The sequence below is a fragment of the Pseudomonas sp. SA233 genome, from assembly GCF_054792385.1.
The window spans coordinates 98,394-115,371 of record NZ_CP096450.1; the positions used below are offsets into that span (position 1 = coordinate 98,394).

The window sequence follows — 16,978 nt, forward strand, 5'->3', positions numbered from 1 at the left end:
AAATCGTACGCTAAGGTTTTCCGGGCAGCCTTAGCGGCCGAAACTTCCCGTCCTCCAGCCTGCGGCTCTGCCGCCAGACATAATCGCCGGTCAGATTGATGTGCTCCCACCCCAGCGGCGACAGGTATTGCAGCAGCTCACCATCCACCGACTTCCCCGCATCGCCCATCGCCTGGGTGGCGCGCTCCAAGTACACCGTGTTCCACAACACGATGGCGGCCGTCACCAGGTTGAGGCCACTGGCCCGGTAGCGCTGCTGCTCGAAGCTCCGATCCCTGATCTCGCCGAGGCGGTTGAAGAACACCGCCCTGGCCAGGGAGTTGCGGGCTTCGCCCTTGTTCAGTCCAGCATGCACGCGCCGGCGCAGCTCGACGCTTTGCAACCAATCGAGGATGAAAAGCGTGCGCTCGATCCGGCCCAGCTCGCGCAGGGCCACGGCCAGGCCGTTCTGGCGCGGATAGCTGCCGAGCTTGCGCAGCATCAGCGAGGCGGTGACCGTGCCCTGCTTGATCGAGCTGGCCAGGCGCAGGATGTCGTCCCAATGGGCGCGGACGTGCTTGATGTTCAGGGTGCCGCCAACCATTGGGCGCAATGTCGGGTAGTCCTGGACGCTATTCGGAACATACAGCTTGGTTTCTCCGAGGTCGCGGATGCGCGGTGCGAAGCGGAAGCCCAGCAGGTGCATCAGGGCGAAGACATGATCGGTGAAGCCAGCCGTGTCAGTGTAGTGCTCCTCGATCCGCAAGTCGGACTCGTGGTACAGCAGACCGTCGAGCACATAGGTAGAGTCGCGCACGCCGACATTCACCACGCGGGTGCTGAACGGTGCGTACTGGTCGGAGATGTGGGTGTAGAACAGCCGCCCCGGCTCGCTGCCGTACTTCGGGTTGACGTGGCCGGTGCTTTCGCCTCGACCACCCGCCCGGAAGCGCTGGCCATCGGAAGAAGAGGTCGTGCCGTCGCCCCAGTGAGCGGCGAAGGTATGACGGTACTGGTGGTTGACCAGCTCGGCCAGGGCCGCCGAGTAGGTTTCGTCTCGGATGTGCCAGGCTTGCAGCCAGGACAGCTTGGCGTAGGTCAGGCCGGGGCTCGACTCGGCCATCTTGGTCAGCCCGAGGTTGATTGCATCGCCCAGGATCGCTGACAGCAGCAATGTCCGGTCTTTGGCCTCGGCACCGTCCTTCAGGTGTGTGAAGTGGCGGCTGAAGCCCGTCCAGTCGTCCACGTCCATCAGCAGTTCGGTGATCTTGATGCGCGGCAGCAAATGGCTGGTCTGGTCGATCAGCGCCTGCGCGGTATTGGGCACCGCGGAATCCAGCGGGGTGATCTTCAGCCCGGACTCGGTGAGGATGGCATCGGGCAGCTCGTTGTCCTTGGCCAGGCGGGTGACGGTGGCCAGCTGCTCGTCCAGCAGCTGCAAGCGCTCTTCCAGGTACTGGTTGCTGTTCGGGTTGATCGCCAGGGGCAGAGCCTGCGCATGCTTGAGCGCGGCGAACCTCTCTGCCGGCAGCAGGTAGTCGTCGAAGTCGCGGAACTGCCGCGAGCCCTTGACCCAGATGTCACCGGAGCGCAGCGCGTTCTTCAGCTCGGACAGGGCGCAGATTTCGTAGAAGCGCCGGTCGAGGCCTTCCGGGGTTATCACTAGCGGCTTCCAGCGCGGCTTGATGAAGGCGGTGGGCGCATCGGCCGGCACCTTGCGCAGGTTGTAGGCGTTCATCTCGCTCAGGGTCTGCACGGCTGCCAGCACGCCTTGCGCAGCCGGGGCAGCGCGCAGTTCCAGCACCTCCAGCAAGGCCGGCGTGTAACGGCGCAGAGTGGCGAAGTTCTCGCCGACCAGGTGCAGATGGTCGAAGCCTTCCGGCCGGGCCAGCAGCTCGGCCTCGCTGACGCTCTCGGTGAACTCGTCCCAGGGAATCACCGCCTCAATGGCGGCATAGGGATCGCTACCGCTTTCCTTGGCTTCCAGCAGAGCCTGGCCGATCTTCGAGTACAGGCGCACCTTGTCGTTGATCGCCTTGCCCTGCTTCTGGAACTGCTGCTGATGCTTGTGCTTCGCGCTGCTGAACAGCTTGACCAGGATACGGTCGTGCAGATCGACCAACTCATCAATCACCGTCGCGGTGCTCTCCAGCACCACGGCGGCCAGGGTCGCGTAGCGTCGCTGCGGCTCGAACTTGCCGAGGTCTTTGGGCGTCATCTGCCCACCCTCGCGGGCCAGCTTGAGCAGGCGGTTCTGGTGGATGTGTCGGCCCAGGCCTTCGGGCAAGTCCACCAGCTGAAATGTCTTCAGCCGCTCGATGTGTTCGAGCATGTGGCGGGAGTTCGGTTTCAGCGGTGCCTGTCGCAGCCAGGTCAACCAGGTGATGCTGCTGCCGGCCTTGAGCTTCAACAGCTCGTCCAGCTTGGCCCGATGCGAGTCCGTGAGTGGTTCGACCAGGGCGCGGTAGACTCGGCGATTGGCCCGCGCAATGGCCTCCGAACAAGCTCGATCAATTACGCTCAACGCCGGCAGAATGCGCCGCTTCTGTCGCAGGCTCTCCAGGGCCTGACCGGCCAGCAGTAAGCCCTTGTCGGTCTGCTGGGCCAACTCGGTCAGCTCGCGCACCAGGGCGCGGAAGTCGGACAGGCCGAACGGGGCCAGTTGTAGGTAGGTGCGCAGTTCCTGGGCGTGCTCGCGGCGAGTCACGTCGCGTTCGCCGTACTTCAACCAACTCGCCGGGTCGGCCTGAACTTGCTTGGCCACCCACTGGATGACCGGCTCGGGCGGCTCGCTGTCGGTGCCCAACGCATAGCCGGGGTAGCGCAGCAGGCTGAGCTGCACCGCGAAGCCCAGGCGGTTGGCGTCGCCGCGCCGCTGGCGGATCAGCGACAGGTCGGAGTCGTTGAAGGTGTAGTAGCGGATCAGGTCATCCTGGCTTTCCGGCAACGCAAGCAAGGTGTCGCGCTCCGTAGCCGAGAGAATCGAGCGACGCGGCATGGTTCAGTCGTCCTTGCGAAGGTACTGATAGAGGGTTTCTCGGCTGATGCCGAACTCGCGGGCGAGCTGCGCCTTCGGCTCGCCCGCAGCGGCCCGCTGCCGCAGCGTGATGGCTTGCTCGTCGGAGAGGGCTTTCTTGCGGCCCCGGTAGGCACCGCGCTGCTTGGCCAGGGCGATGCCCTCGCGCTGCCGCTCGCGAATCAGGGCGCGCTCAAACTCGGCAAAGGCCCCCATGACCGACAGCATCAGGTTGGCCATCGGCGAGTCCTCGCCGGTGAACACCAGGCCTTCCTTCAAGAACTCGATGCGCACACCGCGCTGGGTCAGCTTCTGCACCAGGCGGCGCAAATCATCGAGGTTTCGTGCCAGGCGATCCATGCTGTGCACCACCACGGTGTCGCCTTCGCGAACGAAACCGAGCATGGCCTCCAGCTGGGGACGCTGGGTGTCCTTGCCCGAGGCTTTGTCGGTGAACAGCTTGCCGACCTCGACCTGTTCAAGTTGGCGTTCCGGGTTCTGGTCGAAGCTGCTGACCCGGACGTAACCGATGCGTTGTCCCTGCAAGATGCCTCCATGGGCTGGATGGGCGGCAGGGCTTGCGTTGGTTTTTGGTTCCATTGCGCCCGAAGCCTTAGCCTCACGTCAGAATGTTGCCACCAGTACGCAATTGGCTTCTCTGGCAAGCCAACTTCAGCGTCTGATGCACATGTTCCGTCTTTAGGGAAACTCTGAAAAGCCCCAGCTTCGCGGAATTGATGCGCTGTAACCCGCTCGGCTGCTGGGCTCTTTTTCCCGAGAAAGGACTTTCTCAGGCCATCCTTAGCGTACGTTATTTTCCGAATTCTGCGGGCTCCCCATCTACCTCAAATGGCAGTTCAAACACAGCAGCATGAGTATGACCCAACTCTATGCATCCAATCCGCAGCAAGACCTGACTCTCTTTGATGAGATCTTCCAGCAGATGACAGAGTTTAAAATTGACCTGATCGAATCATGGCTCGATGATCAGCCACTGGCAGGGGGCGCTGGCGAAAAGATTGTGGAATTGCGGGCAATTCCAATCAAGGATAGAGCTGCTTTGCTTGCCCAGACCGCCCCACATGCCAACATTCGTGCGACTGGACACGGCTGGTGCATCGCCACAGAGCGGGGCTGCGGAGGTGCTGGTCTATACGAAGCCACACGGTGTCCAGGGTGCAAAAATTCGGTGATCGATGAAGTCTTCGCCAGCACTTGGCAGGACATCTACATTCAACAGCGAGAGCTGATAAAAATTGAGGATGCAGGCCCGGCTGTTAGGCAGCGCGCAGAACGCGACTTGCAGGTTGCACTAGATGTAATTACCAGCCTTGGCCTTTCTCCAGTTGAGGAAATGGAGGAGGCGGCAAATGACTAGACAGGCGGTGGGCCCTGACTCTCCTATTCGCTCCAGGTCGAAGACACTCGCCGCGCTCAACAAGGTCGTCGACGATCTCATTGCTGGTGACGGAAAGCTTTCCATCACATCCGTTGCCCGTGCCGCAGGTGTGACTCCGGGACTCATCCATAACACTTACCCAAGCATAGCGGAAAGGATTCGCAACATCGTTGGCAAGTCGGTGCGAGCCCAGCGAGACTCTAAGCATCAAGCGTTGATGAGCGAGAAAGAAAAGAACAGGGTGCTCCGTGCAGAGAATGATCAGCTTTTAGCGGAGGTAGCTCGGCTGGCTTCGGTTAACCAGCGACTAATATTCGAGATGATTCAGCTGAAGGCGGTTGCCAACGGTAAGGTCACCGCACTCCCTCTGAAACCAGGGCCCAACTAGGCCCTGATGGGGAACCCGCAGAATTCGTAAAAATCGCACGCTAACAGTTCAAGCGTCCCGGCCACGCCTGACTGTAGCTTGTTGACTGGTCAGTCTGTCTCGCGGGTAAAGCGATAGAACAAGTTCGGCTCGCTGACCACGTACAAATACCCTTCATCGTCGATGGTTACGCCTTCGGCTTGGGGTATGCCTTTCAGCAAACCAGCAAACCCCCTCGCCAAGGAGCGGAAACTCACCACCTTGCCCTCATCGGTGATTTCAATCAGCAGTTTCGACTCGTCGCTGAGCAATATCAGGTGGCCACTCTGTTGATCGAAGACGACCGAAGACAAGTCAGTGGCAAATACCTTGTCCTTTACCAAGTTGGACAGGTCGCGCACGTGCAGGGAAAAACCTCCTGCCAGGCTGGCACGAAGGCCGCCCACTTCCAGCAATTGGCGAGGGTCACGCTCCTTGGTCACAAACAAGCGATCACCTTTCAGGTCGTAGGCGAGCCCTTCAAGGCCTTTGTTGTCCGCCTTGCCAAGTGCCAAGGTCAGAGCTGGATACTGGTCTCGGCTCAATGAGCGACCGGGAGAAAGCTTACTGCCTTCGGCGAGGGGGACATCCACGATAACAAGGCTCTGCCGGCGCTCCTCGGCGATTACCAGTTGGCCGTTGCCGGCATAGGACACCGCCTCCACATCGTGGAAACCGTCCAGGCTATAGCGCCTTTCCACGTCACCGTCACGACTGAGGGCCAATAGTTCGTTTGGGCCGTTGGTAACCGCCCATAGCAGGTTCAGGTCAGGGTCGAAGGTCAGGCCCGAAAGGTTGTTGTCCACACCGGGAACCGGCTTAGCATCGAGCTCAACCCGATAGTCAGGCAGCCACACAGAGCGCTCCTGCCAATCGTCGGTGTGCCAGTGGGTCTTGATCCAGAAGTACAACCGATCATCAAGGTGATGGGTGCGGACTTGGAATACGGTAAGCAATACAAAGCACAGCAGTGCCCACATCCAGGCACTTGTTTTCTGTGTTCGGCCCAACCAGTTTTTAGCCATCAAATACATTAGAAGCCTCGTTAATTGGGACTGACGTCACGAGCTGTCATGGTTTCAATCCGACTCGGCGCGGCTCGCACAGGTGATGCACAACGGCGTGGCCGGATCGAATTCCAGGCGGCCCGAGGCGATCAACTCGCCGCATTGGTTACACCAGCCATACTCGCCCTCGTGCCAACGCTTGAGGGCCAGCTGGAGGCGGACGCGTTCATGCTGCGCCCGACTGCGGATGGCATCGTTCATCGCTTGCTGCTGGAGTGCGTCCATCCTCGACAGACGCCCTACCTTGCTTTGATCCAACTCCACCGATTGCGAGCGAGACTCAGCGTCTTCCAGCAACCGATCCAGCTCGGCAGCCCGCTGTTCCAGTAGGGTCTTGAAATGGGCAAGATCGAGGGCGTCGTCCATGGCCGTTAGCGCAGCAGCAACAGTGGGCCAGTGGTGGTGCGCAGCATGCTGGTCGTGGTGCTGCCGACCAGAAACTGACGGATGCGCGAATGACCGTAGGCCCCCATCACCAGCAGGTCGATGCCGTGCTCTTTCTGATAGGCGTGCAAGGTAGGCTCTATCTCGCCGTTCAGGGTCTCGGCGCGAACAGTGAATCCGACGTTGAGCAGCACTTTCTGCGCCCAGTCCAGCTGCGCGGACGATTCGTCGTTCACTGGCCCAACCATCACCAGGTGGATCGGCAGCCCCTTCAGCAGGGGGCTGGCCGCCAGCATCTCCACACCCTTGCGGGTAGTAGCGCTGCCATCGAAGGCCAGCATCGCGCTCTCGGGCTTTTGGAAGTTGGCCGGGGTGACCAGGATTGGCCGGTGCATGATACGAATCACGCTCTCCAGCTGGCTTCCGACATGCTGACTCAGACCGCCGCTAGACTCGCCTTGGCGACCGATGACCAATAGGCGCGTTTCGCTTTCCAGCTCTTGCAGGTTTTCCAGCAGATCGCCATGACGTTGCTTGGACTCCGGCGCGGTCACACCATCCGTCATGGCCCGCTCTTTCGCGGCCGTTAACATGATCCGCCCCTGCTCCAGGGCCAACTTACCGCGCTGTTCATCCAGGGAAGCAAGCTCATCGAGCAGATGCTCGCGGCTGCCAAGGCCGATATTGCCACTCAAGTCGGCCGCAACTGGGTACTGGCGCTGATCCAGCACATGCAAGAAGGTCAGCGGGGCTTCCAGGCTCAGACTGGCCCAGGCTGCGTAGTCGCACACAGCTGGAGCCGAGGTGGAACCGTCGATACAGGCAATTACTTGGGTCATCGTTGTTCTCCTTCTCAGTGGCCCATGAGTTGATCAATGGCGTCGGGTTTATCGTGAACTCCGAATCGATCCACGATAGTGGCGCTCGCTTCGTTGAGACCTAACACTTCAACTTCGGTGCCTTCGCGGCGGAACTTGATAACCACCTTGTCCAGGGCAGCAACTGCGGTGATATCCCAGAAGTGGGCGCGATTCAGGTCGATGGTTACCTTGTTCAGGGCTTCTTTGAAGTCGAAGGCCGCGACGAACTTGTCTGCCGAGCTGAAGAACACCTGGCCAGTGACGTTATAGCTACGATGCTCGCCGGATTCGTCCAGCGAAGAACTGATCGCCATGTAATGGCCAACCTTGTTGGCGAAGAACATCGCGGCCAGCAGCACGCCGGCCAACACGCCGAAGGCAAGGTTGTGGGTGGCCACCACGACCACAACGGTGACGACCATGACAATGTTGGTCGACAACGGGTGCTTCTTCAGGTTGCGCAGCGAATCCCAACTGAAGGTGCCGATGGACACCATGATCATCACTGCCACCAGCGCAGCCATCGGGATCTGCTTCAGCCAGTCGCCGAGGAACACCACCATCAGCAGCAGGAATACACCTGCGGCCAGGGAGGACAGACGAGAACGACCGCCGGATTTCACGTTGATGATCGACTGACCAATCATCGCGCAGCCGGCCATACCGCCGATCAGACCCGAAGCAATGTTGGCCACGCCCTGGCCCTTGCACTCGCGGTTCTTGTCGCTGGGGGTGTCGGTCAGGTCGTCGACAATAGTCGCGGTCATCATCGACTCCAGCAGACCGACCACGGCCAGCGCTGCCGAGTAAGGGAAGATGATGGCCAACGTCTCGAACGTCAGCGGCACGTCAGGCCAGAGAAAGATTGGCAGCGTATCCGGCAGTTCCCCCATATCACCGACCGTGCGGATATCCAGCCCAACCGACATGGCGACTGCGGTCAGCACGATGATGCACACCAGTGGCGATGGGATGAGCTTGCCGATCCTGGGGATATAGGGAAATAGGTAGATGATGCCGAGGCCTGCGGCTGTCATGGCGTAGACGTGCCAGGTGACATTGGTCAGCTCGGGCAGCTGAGCCATGAAAATCAGGATCGCCAGTGCATTGACGAAGCCGGTCACCACCGAGCGCGAAACGAAGCGCATCAGCGAGCCGAGCTTCAGGTAGCCAGCACCAATTTGCAACACGCCACACAGCAGCGTGGCGGCCAGCAGATATTCAAGACCATGGTTCTTGACCAGGGTCACCATCAGCAGTGCCATGGCCCCTGTCGCGGCTGAAATCATGCCTGGGCGGCCACCGACAAAGGCGATCACCACGGCGATACAGAATGAGGCGTAGAGACCAACTTTGGGGTCGACGCCCGCAATGATAGAGAAAGCGATGGCTTCAGGGATCAGCGCAAGTGCGACGACGATCCCCGCGAGCACGTCGCCACGGACGTTGGAAAACCACGTTTGTTTGAGTGTTTGTAGCATCAGAATATCCAAAGCAATGCACCGCACGCATGCCAGGAAAATGGCGAGCGCGTCGATACGAATTCAAATTGTGAGGATTATTTTGCTGTGCGCTTTGGGTGTAAGAACCGGGCATACAGCAGTACGCAGCCGCCAGCGAAACTGGCGGAGGCGAGGTTGTTGCGAGGGGGCGTAGCGCTAAGGCGGCGTAGGCTGCCAGTAGAGCGTTTGGAGTACAGTCATGCTGGTGTTCCTGTAGCTCAAGGGGTATGCGGAGCCAAAAGTATACAGTGAAGCTATCGTCGATTGCGATCCGCCGCCCTGCTTTGCGAAGCCACGTCTGAAATAGGCTTAGTCGAGGAGTATCGCCATCAGGAACGAAGGAAAATAATCAAAAAAATGTTAGGGAGTTAATTTGCTTATAAATCAATATCTTACACTCAACTAACTGTTAGGGTCATTCAGATACAACGACGGCTGCGTGATCGCGCGCAGCTACGATGCCAAGCCCTTCGTGAAGATGGGCGAGCCCTACTTCCAGATCCGCAACACCCTGCGCCGCCACGGCATCGTGGCGTTCTCCTCCAACTACGCCCTGTATGGCGACATGAGCCAGCGGGTGATGACCCTCCTCGAGGGCATGGTCCCGGCGCTGGAGGTCTACAGCATCGACGAAGCGTTCGCGGACCTGTCGGGCATGCCCGGCAACCTGGAAGCCCTGGGCAGGCAGATGCGCGCCACCGTGCTGCGCTGCACCGGCATCCCGGTGGGTGTGGGCATCGCCAGCACCAAGACGCTTGCCAAGCTGGCCAACCACGCCGCCAAACGCTGGCAGCGGCAGACCGGTGGGGTAGTGGACCTGCGCGACCCGGAGCGCCGCGACAAGCTGCTGCGCGCGGTCGAGGTGGGCGAGGTATGGGGCATCGGCCGCAAGCTCACCGAGCACCTGGCCGAGATGGGCATCCGTACCGCCTGGGATCTGGCCCAGGCCGACCCCTGGACCATCCGCAAGCGCTTCTCCGTGGTGGTCGAGAAGACCGCCCGCGAGCTGCGCGGCACCGCCTGCCTGAGCCTGGACGACGAGCCGCCGCCGAAACAGGAAATCTGCTGCAGCCGCATGTTCGGCAAGCGCCTGCACGAGCTCGCGCCGATCCGCGAAGCGGTGGCCACCTACGCCGCCCGCGCCTGCGAGAAGCTGCGCGGCCAAGGCTCGCTGTGCAAGAAGGTGCGGATCAGCATCCGCACCGGCATGTTCAACCCGGCCGAGCCCAAGTTCGCCAAGGGCGTGATCTGCGAACTGCCGTACCCGACCGACGACACCCGGCTGATCATCCGCGCCGCGACCGAGGGCCTGGCGCATGTCTACCGGGAAGGCTTCGCCTTCAGCAAGGCCGAGGTGCTGCTGCTCGACCTGCGCCGACGCGGCGAGTACACGCCCGACCTGTTCGCCTCCGAGCAGTCCGTCGCGGCCGAGCGGGTCATGGGGGTGATGGACAGGATCAACGCCAGGTGGGGCAGAGGCACGATGAGGCTCGCCAGCGTCCCGACCGCGCCCGACTGGGGTATGCGGCGGGAGCTGATGAGTCAGAGGTACACCACGCGGGTGGATCAGTTGTGGAGGGTGGGAGCGACGCCCTTGGCTAACTGCTAATCCCACAGTTTGAATGGTTGCCTGACGGGGATGCGTGTGTGACGGGCCGAAAGAGGTCATCTGATCACGATTCAGAGACCGGACGTGGAGCTCTCCTTTGTCGGCGAGGTCGACCTGAGCCGCTGCGGCGCTAGTTTCAGCCGTTGCTAGGTCTTCCTCGGAACGAATCGGCTTGATGTTCATTGCCCTGTCTCAGCATCGATCTGGTCGTACTGGCCATATCGGCGATGGCGTCCGTGTATGCCCGCTCGCCAAAATGGGGGCCAGCTTGGATCGCCTGAAGCATCAACGAAAGCGGGCCCGCATGGTTTCTAGGGATAGCAGCTCGGAAGCATGGACGGTGACTATACGATCACACGCAACACGCTCGATACGCAGATCCTCCAGCTCGTCGAGGAGCGCCTGGTAGGCCACGGCGCTAAGGGTGACGGCTTCCTGCTTGGACTGGTCAGACATGGCAGCACTCCCTGTTGGCTTCCGCGAGGCGACCTGCAGGCTCCATCGTTTTGCCATGGGCAAGAGCTGCCTTTATGAAGTAGCGTTGGTTGGCTGAAACACTGCCGTCCGACCGTAGGGCCTCTTTCGTGAGTTTCGCGATCCTAACGTGTTTGTCAGAGACTTTCATGTGCTTCATGCCTGCCTCATCCGGGGTTGTGTCCCGAGAGGTTAAGTGTCACTGAGTGATTACAACCCCTCAAGCTGAATGTAGCTGCGCTGCCTGCCCATTTCCTGAAGCCGGCGGCTGAACCTTGGTGGCCAGGCCGTCCTCCGCTTCGGGCGGATGCCGGCTGAAGTACACGCACGACTACTTTCCCATTGTGGGGCGCTCAGGGCGTCAGGGGATCGAAAGCCGCTGCCGCCAAGGGCGTGCAGCCAAGCGTTGACTGGCAGCCAGATTGCCACCGAAACAGCTGCGACACAGAGGTTTGTTCAGGTCGTCGTAACGAATCGGATGGCCGTCTTGGTCAAGCAAGTCGCCGCCAGCAGCCTTGAGTAGGGCATGGCCGGCGACCACGTCGTGTGGTGATACGGGGTAGAGCGAAACCCCCGCGATGCCGTCGCCGGCGGCCACTCGGGCGAGGCGGTAGGCGATGCTGGGCATTGCGCTGAAGCCCGCCGGTGAACAGAGTTCGGCATTCAGCTCCGGTTTCTGGTTGGCGGCGGTGCTTACGAAGACCACCGTACCGGCGTCGAGCTGCCGTGCGGCCAAGTCGGGAGAAATTAGAATGCCGTTACGCAAAAGACCGGTCATGCCAGACTCCCAGCTGATGCAGTCTGGCCCGCGCGGAGAAGTCGACGCATAGACGACGCCCAGTACTGGCTCGGAGTCCCTTAGCAATCCCACGGAAACGGCAGAGCCCGTCCGGCCTGCCAAAAAATCGGAAGTGCCATCGTTGGGATCCACCACCCAGCAATAGCGTGCCCCCGTCAGTGCGCTCCCGGTCTCCTCTCCCCAGAAGTCACCCGCCTGCAGTCGTAGCAGCCCCTCGCGCAGCAGGATCTCGACTTCGAGGTCAATATCGGCCTTGTCCTCTTCCCCACGCGGGCCTCCCGGGCGAGCGGCCTCGGCAGCGATGAGCTTTCCGGCGCGCAGAATCAGTGGAATCACTTCGTTCAGCATGGGCTGGCCTTGAGCCTACGTCTTCCAGCTGGCTCAGCGGCGCTCCCGTGGTGGCTCGTCGAGGTAACGACCGAGGAATCCTCGGTCGTTGGAATCAGCTCATTCATCCTTGGCTGACTCCGGTGGCGCCGACTCCGCCAGTTCCTCGGCGAGTTCTCGCTCCCACTGGGCGACCAGGGCGTCGATGCGATCCGGAATCTTGGGCGTCTTCGACAGGACGAGGCGTGGACCGTCGCCGACCCAAGCCTCGACCAAGTACAGCGAGTCTCCAACTTGAAGATCGAGCCGCTGCAGAACTTCGTCGGGGAGGCGCAGGGCTGGTTCCCCGTCCCAGTCTTCGATCGGTAGGTTGATCGGCATGGCCGAATTCCTTCTGTAATAGAGGTTTCCGCAGGGGGAGGCGACGGCGGAGCGCTGTTCGCGGTTCCCACCGCTCAGGCCGTCCGTATGTCCTCGGCAGCTGAGAAAATAGCGCGCTCAGTTCGCAGCCGAGACAGATCAGAGCATGTCCCTTCTATGTAGCAATGGCCACCCTCGATCACGTGGACGTAATTTGAGTACCCATCTCTATCGTCAACATCCACACGAAGCTCCTGTAGACGCTCCATTTTCCAGCCATCACTGCCATTCATGTAGCCGGGGCTGACTAGCATCACTTCTTCAACCCACATGCGATCGTGCTGCTCGCTGAGCAGCCGCTCAAGCTCTGGCGGGGATGGGATCAGCAACGTCCTGGTGAAGCTCTCCTCACCGGCTACATACCCGATGGTGGTGTAGAACCAGGGGCACCTGAGAGATAGCTCCACATAGCGCCAATGGAGAGAGTTCTCGTCCCCAAACAGCCTTCCCAGAGGCATTTCTGCCTGGCGGTATGTCACAAACATGGCCTTCGCCCCACAAAATGAACACTATAGATTGTAGCTCTATAGTGTTCAATGGGGCCTTATCGTTCCTTTTGCGAGAGCAGCAAATGGAACTGAAACAGGCATTCGGTACCGCCCTGAAGCGGCAGAGGCTGAGTAAAGGACTCCCACAAGAGGCTTTCTCGAACGTCAGCAGCCGAACCTACCTAAGCACGCTTGAGCGGGGGCTCAAGAGCCCTACGGTCGAGAAGGTGCATGAGATTGCATCTGCCATGGGGGTTCATCCGCTGACGATCTTGGCCGACTGCTACCTGCTACAGGACGAAACGCTCACCATCGACGATCTGTTTTCCCGCATTCGCATGGAGCTTGTTCAAAGCGAGCGGTCTGCCTGACACAGCGCCATCCTGATGCACCTACTAAAGGGTTCGAGCAGCAGGCCAAGTGGGGCGTGGCCGAGCTGAACGCAGCTGAATGCGTCAATGGGGGAAGTCACTGGTCAATGGCTGTGCATTTGGATGGGCAAATCAGTGCAGTTTCGCAAGGGGAGGCGACGGCGGAGCGCTGCCTGCGGTTCCCACGGCTCAGGTTGTTAGACTAGCGAGGCGGTCGGGCGGCGAAAACTTACGATAATGTATTTTAGAGCGCGCGCTGATCCGCGAGCTGCAGCGCGAGGGGATCGCCTTGGCCAAGCAATGTGACGCCTGCCGAGGCCGGAAGAATGCCCTGAGCGACGCCAGGTTAGCCGAGCTGCGCTATCGCACCGAGGCGGACGAGCCGAAGGCCGCCTTGGCTCCTGAGTTCGGCATCAGCCGGACCAGCCTCTCTGATCGCCTGCGAACCGGCGAGTAGCAGGCCGTATCCAATTTGATTCTGTTACGAACCCAAAGGAGTGAACATGTCCAAACTAGCCGAATTTCGTCGTGCCGAGCGTGAGCTGCAGAAGCAGATGGCCTTGCTTGAACAGCTGCAGGCCGACGCCAGCCTCCGGCGCGAAATGGAGTTCGAAGACAAGCTTAAGGCGCTGATGGCGGACTACGGCATGGATCTGGCGAAGGTGGTAGCCATCCTCAATCCGCCGCCGGTCGAGCTGGAGCCGCTTGCCCCGGCTTCCGTGAAGCAGCGCCGCCCCCGCCAGGTGAAGGTGTATGTGCAGCCAGCTACCGGCAAGCGTATCGAGACCAAGGGTGCGAACCATACCCAGCTCAAGGCATGGAGGGCTGAGTTTGGTGCTGAAGTGGTGGAGGGCTGGCGACTGGCCTGAGCCAACGCGGCCAAGCTTCGGGCAGCCTCACCCCGGCAGGGACTGACAGCTGCTCGACCTTCAGAAGCAGGCCAACAACAGCGGCCGTTAGTGCTGCGAAAAGCTGAGCTGATAGCTTGGCTCGACGGCAAAGTCATCCCGCGAGTAGGTGCTCCTCGAACCTGCCCCAGCGCTTGGCTGCAGCATCGACCGCAGCTACATGGGGCGCATCGAACGTGGCTAGGTGAACATCACCGTCGAGAAGCTGTACAATATGCGCCAGCATGCTGAGCTGTGATCCAGCTTCCCGCTTGCCTCCAGTGCGGGAGTTACGGGGCTAGTCGATTCTGGAACTCAGGAAAGTCCACAGCAGGCCATCGTCACGCTGTTCTTCTATCTTCCCGGCCAGCAGCACCTCATCGGCGGTAGGGTAATGACGCAACAGGCGACGCGCCTCAGTGCGCACGGCCTCAGGCAGTGTCTTGTCGCGAGACAAATCGACCAGAAACTCTCGGGTTTGAATGATCGAGCGGGTGCGCTCACTGGGCATCGTCATTCCGTTCTCCTTGCATAAATCTCATCTGGCTGAAGTGCTCTGCTTGGTCATTGGTGTATGGCGTCAGGCCGGCGGAGGGCCAGCCAGGGCCTTGCTCATCCAGGCGGGCATTTTGCAGGCCGCCAACTGCTTGAGTTCGGCCGGCGTCAGCTCGCTCTTGATCTTCGTTACTGAAGTCGAATTCACGCCTTTCCTGCCCAAGTAGAAGAGCGCTACAAGGGCCAGCCCCACCTTGGTTCCGGCATGCTGCAACTTTTCTGGGGAAACATGCCGGAGCCGTATCGTCAGGGCTCCGATTCGAATCTTTCGACTGGAGCCGCTCGTGTACAGCACAGGCTGTATTTGCATCTGGGTGCTCAGATGAAATGCCCTTGCAGCCTCGGCACCATGCACCTGGATCGTTTCGTGATTCTGCTTGGCGATGACCCGAATCACGGCCAAGGCACTGGGGCGGACACTGCCGACATACGGACTGATCTTCGGCCGCATGTAGATCCCGCGAGTGATCCGCTCCAGCTCGCCAGCGCTCACCAGCCGGGCTATCGCCTTGCCGACAGCAGAGCGTGCCCCCAGCCCTGCAAAACGTCGAGAGCTGAACGGTCGCCCCTTGGGCAGGTATTTCACCTGTTGCCAGAGGGTGGAGGCTATGGACATGGTGCATCCATGCGATCAGAGAGCGTGCCGCTCATGGGCGCCAACCAAATCTACATGCCGTACTTGCCGGTGTTGTCACCGCCGCCCAACCCGCTGGCCGTCGTCAGCAGCTTGTAGATCACCCTGGCGAGCGCCCGGCTCTTGGCCACATTGTCGAGCAATTCCAGCGACAGCTTTTCATGGTCGGTCATGGCATCGAGCGCGATGTCATCCACGCCCTTGGGGAACAGGCCGTGCATCACCTGTTCGGCGGGTTGGCTGTTGACCTGAACCATCACGTACTCCCAGGTGAAGCGGAGGAGAGTTCATTTGCCCGGGACGGCGAGCTATCCAAGAAAAGGTGCCAGTCCCAGAGGGCGGGGGGGCTGTCTGGCCCACTGGGCGAATGGCATCCCAAGGTGTTGATTCCAGTCTGACGTGCTCAGGCAGCCTCATCAAGAGGCTCGTCTATGCCAATCGCGGTCATCTTTGATGGAGTCGGCACTCTGCTCCGGATTCAAAGTGGTCTGCATCCCTACCCTCGACTGCTCAAGCTCGGCAAGGCCCGCGGCTGTAGTTCGCGCACAGACGACATCGATATCCTGAGGTATCGACCGCTGACGCTATCAGGCTCAACCCGATTTTTGGGGATGCGGGCCGCCTCGGATGAGTTGGCTGTTCTGGAGCAGGTACTTGCTGACGAGGTGGAGTGTATTGAGCCTTACCCGGGTGAACGCAATGCAGGCTGTCTGCTGCCGAACCGTGGGATCCGCGTGTGAGGGGGGGGGCGACTCTCGTCTCGGGAGAGCGGCCTCCGACCGACAGAAAGGCATGGCAGCCGTAGCCTGTGCGCTCCTCTAGCTCCCCATTTGAAAAGTCAACAGGCCATTGAGCAAGCGGACTCGCTCTTTACCAGTGCTTGCTGAGCTCGATCAACTGGTCGACCACATAACGGACCTTGGGTCTCAGGTGCGAGGTCTTCGGCCAGAGTGCGTAGATGTCCACCGGATCGGGCTCCAGTTCGGCCAGCACCTCCACCAGTCGTCCGGCAGTGATGTGCTGGTGGAACAGGTAGAGCGGCATCTGGCACAAGCCCAGGCCGGCCAGGGTGGCGTCGATCATGGCAGCGCCATCGCTGAACTGGTGGGTGGAGGGCGGGGTAAAGCGGATGTTCTGACCCTCGCTGCAAAGGCGCCAGGACAAGGGCAATCCACGCCTGAAACCGACGATGCAGTCATGCCGCTCCAGGCTGTGTAGCCCGTCGGGATAGCCCTGTCTCGCAAGGTATTCGGGAGAGCCGCAGATGACCCAGCGCTGGCTTGCCAACTTGCGCGCCACCAGATTGCTCTGGTCGCCGATTTCCCCGAAGCGGATCATCAGGTCGACACCTTCCTCGATGGGATCGATCAGGTGATCGCTGAAGGAGAGGCTCAACTTCAGACGCGGAAACTGTTTGGCCAGTGACAGCAGCATCGGCATGATCACCTGCCGACCGAAGGCCACCGGCATGTCCACGCGTAAGCGGCCGGCTGGCTCGTTGGCCCTGGGGCCGAGGCTGTCTTCGGCGCCCTTGATTTCATCCAGTGCCGCCGCGCAGGCGGCGAAATAGGCCTCGCCGTCGGCGGAGAGGCGAATGCGCCGGGTCGTGCGGTGGAACAACTGGGTTCCCAGCCGTTCCTCCAGCCTGGAGATTGCCTTGCCCACCGCCGACTTGCAGACGCCAAGATGCTCGGCGGCCTCGGTGAAACTGGAGGAGCGGGCGGCGGTGACGAAGGTGATGACTCCGTTCAGCGATTCGATCTGCATCATTCGGCGTTCTTATGTTGACTTATTTTCTACT

The 16,978-nt window shown here is 60.6% G+C and carries 18 protein-coding genes and 4 pseudogenes; 8 read left to right on the plus strand and 14 right to left on the minus strand.

Annotation, left to right across the window (positions count from 1 at the left end; genetic code table 11):
- Window positions 1-10: 10 nt before the first annotated feature.
- Together M1D87_RS26995 and M1D87_RS27000 are read right to left on the minus strand one after the other, a co-directional pair.
- The gene (locus M1D87_RS26995; RefSeq protein WP_003090772.1) at window positions 11-2,977 is read right to left on the minus strand and encodes a Tn3 family transposase; all 2,967 of its coding nucleotides are present in this window, start codon (window positions 2,975-2,977) and stop codon (window positions 11-13) included.
- Window positions 2,978-2,980: 3 nt separating this feature from the next.
- Window positions 2,981-3,541: a recombinase family protein gene (locus M1D87_RS27000; protein ID WP_003090771.1), complete on the minus strand. Its 561-nt coding sequence runs from the start codon at window positions 3,539-3,541 to the stop codon at window positions 2,981-2,983.
- 331 nt (window positions 3,542-3,872) lie between these two features.
- On the opposite strand from M1D87_RS27000, the gene M1D87_RS27005 reads away from it, so the two are divergent.
- Complete coding sequence (locus M1D87_RS27005) at window positions 3,873-4,373, plus strand: integrase (protein ID WP_223817443.1); 501 nt, start codon at window positions 3,873-3,875, stop codon at window positions 4,371-4,373.
- The gene (locus M1D87_RS27010) at window positions 4,366-4,782 is read left to right on the plus strand and encodes a TetR family transcriptional regulator (protein ID WP_079384160.1); all 417 of its coding nucleotides are present in this window, start codon (window positions 4,366-4,368) and stop codon (window positions 4,780-4,782) included. Before M1D87_RS27005 ends, M1D87_RS27010 begins: the two co-directional genes overlap by 8 nt.
- Window positions 4,783-4,871: 89 nt before the next feature.
- On the opposite strand, the gene M1D87_RS27015 is transcribed toward M1D87_RS27010, so the two are convergent.
- Genes M1D87_RS27015 through M1D87_RS27030 form a run of 4 tightly spaced genes read right to left on the minus strand, consistent with a single transcriptional unit; the run spans window position 4,872 to window position 8,592 of the window.
- Window positions 4,872-5,834: an SdiA-regulated domain-containing protein gene (locus M1D87_RS27015; RefSeq protein ID WP_028692954.1), complete on the minus strand. Its 963-nt coding sequence runs from the start codon at window positions 5,832-5,834 to the stop codon at window positions 4,872-4,874.
- A gap of 45 nt (window positions 5,835-5,879) precedes the next feature.
- Complete coding sequence (locus tag M1D87_RS27020; protein WP_028692953.1) at window positions 5,880-6,233, minus strand: TraR/DksA family transcriptional regulator; 354 nt, start codon at window positions 6,231-6,233, stop codon at window positions 5,880-5,882.
- A 5-nt stretch (window positions 6,234-6,238) separates the two neighbouring features.
- Entirely contained in the window at window positions 6,239-7,090 is an 852-nt protein-coding gene (locus M1D87_RS27025; protein WP_028692952.1) for a universal stress protein, read from the minus strand.
- Between the two features lie 14 nt (window positions 7,091-7,104).
- Entirely contained in the window at window positions 7,105-8,592 is a 1,488-nt protein-coding gene (locus tag M1D87_RS27030; protein ID WP_028692951.1) for a SulP family inorganic anion transporter, read from the minus strand.
- 448 nt (window positions 8,593-9,040) lie between these two features.
- Between M1D87_RS27030 and umuC the strand changes: the two are divergent.
- A pseudogene (umuC, locus tag M1D87_RS27035) lies at window positions 9,041-10,222 on the plus strand (translesion error-prone DNA polymerase V subunit UmuC); the annotation flags it as partial.
- Between the two features lie 285 nt (window positions 10,223-10,507).
- Here umuC and M1D87_RS27040 read toward each other — a convergent pair.
- The 4 genes from M1D87_RS27040 to M1D87_RS27055 form a co-directional block, all read right to left on the minus strand.
- Window positions 10,508-10,678 carry a hypothetical protein gene (locus M1D87_RS27040; RefSeq protein WP_190295240.1) on the minus strand — a complete coding sequence of 57 codons (171 nt, stop codon included), beginning with the start codon at window positions 10,676-10,678 and terminating at the stop codon, window positions 10,508-10,510.
- A 379-nt stretch (window positions 10,679-11,057) separates the two neighbouring features.
- Complete coding sequence (locus M1D87_RS27045; protein ID WP_144000625.1) at window positions 11,058-11,843, minus strand: inositol monophosphatase family protein; 786 nt, start codon at window positions 11,841-11,843, stop codon at window positions 11,058-11,060.
- Between the two features lie 99 nt (window positions 11,844-11,942).
- Window positions 11,943-12,203 carry an AbrB/MazE/SpoVT family DNA-binding domain-containing protein gene (locus tag M1D87_RS27050; protein ID WP_144000624.1) on the minus strand — a complete coding sequence of 87 codons (261 nt, stop codon included), beginning with the start codon at window positions 12,201-12,203 and terminating at the stop codon, window positions 11,943-11,945.
- 74 nt (window positions 12,204-12,277) lie between these two features.
- Window positions 12,278-12,727: a hypothetical protein gene (locus tag M1D87_RS27055; RefSeq protein ID WP_144000623.1), complete on the minus strand. Its 450-nt coding sequence runs from the start codon at window positions 12,725-12,727 to the stop codon at window positions 12,278-12,280.
- Between the two features lie 86 nt (window positions 12,728-12,813).
- Between M1D87_RS27055 and M1D87_RS27060 the strand changes: the two genes are divergently transcribed.
- The 4 genes and pseudogenes from M1D87_RS27060 to M1D87_RS27075 form a co-directional block, all read left to right on the plus strand.
- Window positions 12,814-13,101, plus strand: coding sequence for a helix-turn-helix domain-containing protein (locus M1D87_RS27060; protein WP_144000622.1), 288 nt, complete (start codon window positions 12,814-12,816; stop codon window positions 13,099-13,101).
- A gap of 247 nt (window positions 13,102-13,348) precedes the next feature.
- Window positions 13,349-13,558, plus strand: a pseudogene (locus M1D87_RS27065) (recombinase family protein); the annotation flags it as partial.
- A 46-nt stretch (window positions 13,559-13,604) separates the two neighbouring features.
- Window positions 13,605-13,970 (plus strand): histone-like nucleoid-structuring protein, MvaT/MvaU family, encoded by a 366-nt coding sequence (locus M1D87_RS27070; protein WP_144000621.1) that lies wholly within the window; start codon window positions 13,605-13,607, stop codon window positions 13,968-13,970.
- 148 nt (window positions 13,971-14,118) lie between these two features.
- A pseudogene (locus M1D87_RS27075) lies at window positions 14,119-14,190 on the plus strand (helix-turn-helix domain-containing protein); the annotation flags it as partial.
- Window positions 14,191-14,286: 96 nt separating this feature from the next.
- On the opposite strand, the gene M1D87_RS27080 reads toward M1D87_RS27075, so the two are convergent.
- The 3 genes and pseudogenes from M1D87_RS27080 to M1D87_RS27090 all read right to left on the minus strand — a co-directional run.
- Window positions 14,287-14,505 (minus strand): BPSL0761 family protein, encoded by a 219-nt coding sequence (locus M1D87_RS27080; protein WP_144000620.1) that lies wholly within the window; start codon window positions 14,503-14,505, stop codon window positions 14,287-14,289.
- 63 nt (window positions 14,506-14,568) lie between these two features.
- Entirely contained in the window at window positions 14,569-15,159 is a 591-nt protein-coding gene (locus M1D87_RS27085) for a DUF6088 family protein (protein WP_144000619.1), read from the minus strand.
- 50 nt (window positions 15,160-15,209) lie between these two features.
- Window positions 15,210-15,443: pseudogene (locus M1D87_RS27090) on the minus strand (hypothetical protein); the annotation flags it as partial.
- Between the two features lie 165 nt (window positions 15,444-15,608).
- Between M1D87_RS27090 and M1D87_RS27095 the strand changes: the two are divergent.
- The gene (locus M1D87_RS27095) at window positions 15,609-15,917 is read left to right on the plus strand and encodes a hypothetical protein (protein WP_144000618.1); all 309 of its coding nucleotides are present in this window, start codon (window positions 15,609-15,611) and stop codon (window positions 15,915-15,917) included.
- Window positions 15,918-16,047: 130 nt separating this feature from the next.
- Here the strand turns inward: M1D87_RS27095 and M1D87_RS27100 are convergent, their stop codons facing one another.
- On the minus strand, window positions 16,048-16,947 hold the full coding sequence (locus tag M1D87_RS27100) for a LysR family transcriptional regulator (protein ID WP_144000617.1): 900 nt from the start codon (window positions 16,945-16,947) through the stop codon (window positions 16,048-16,050).
- Window positions 16,948-16,978: the final 31 nt, after the last annotated feature.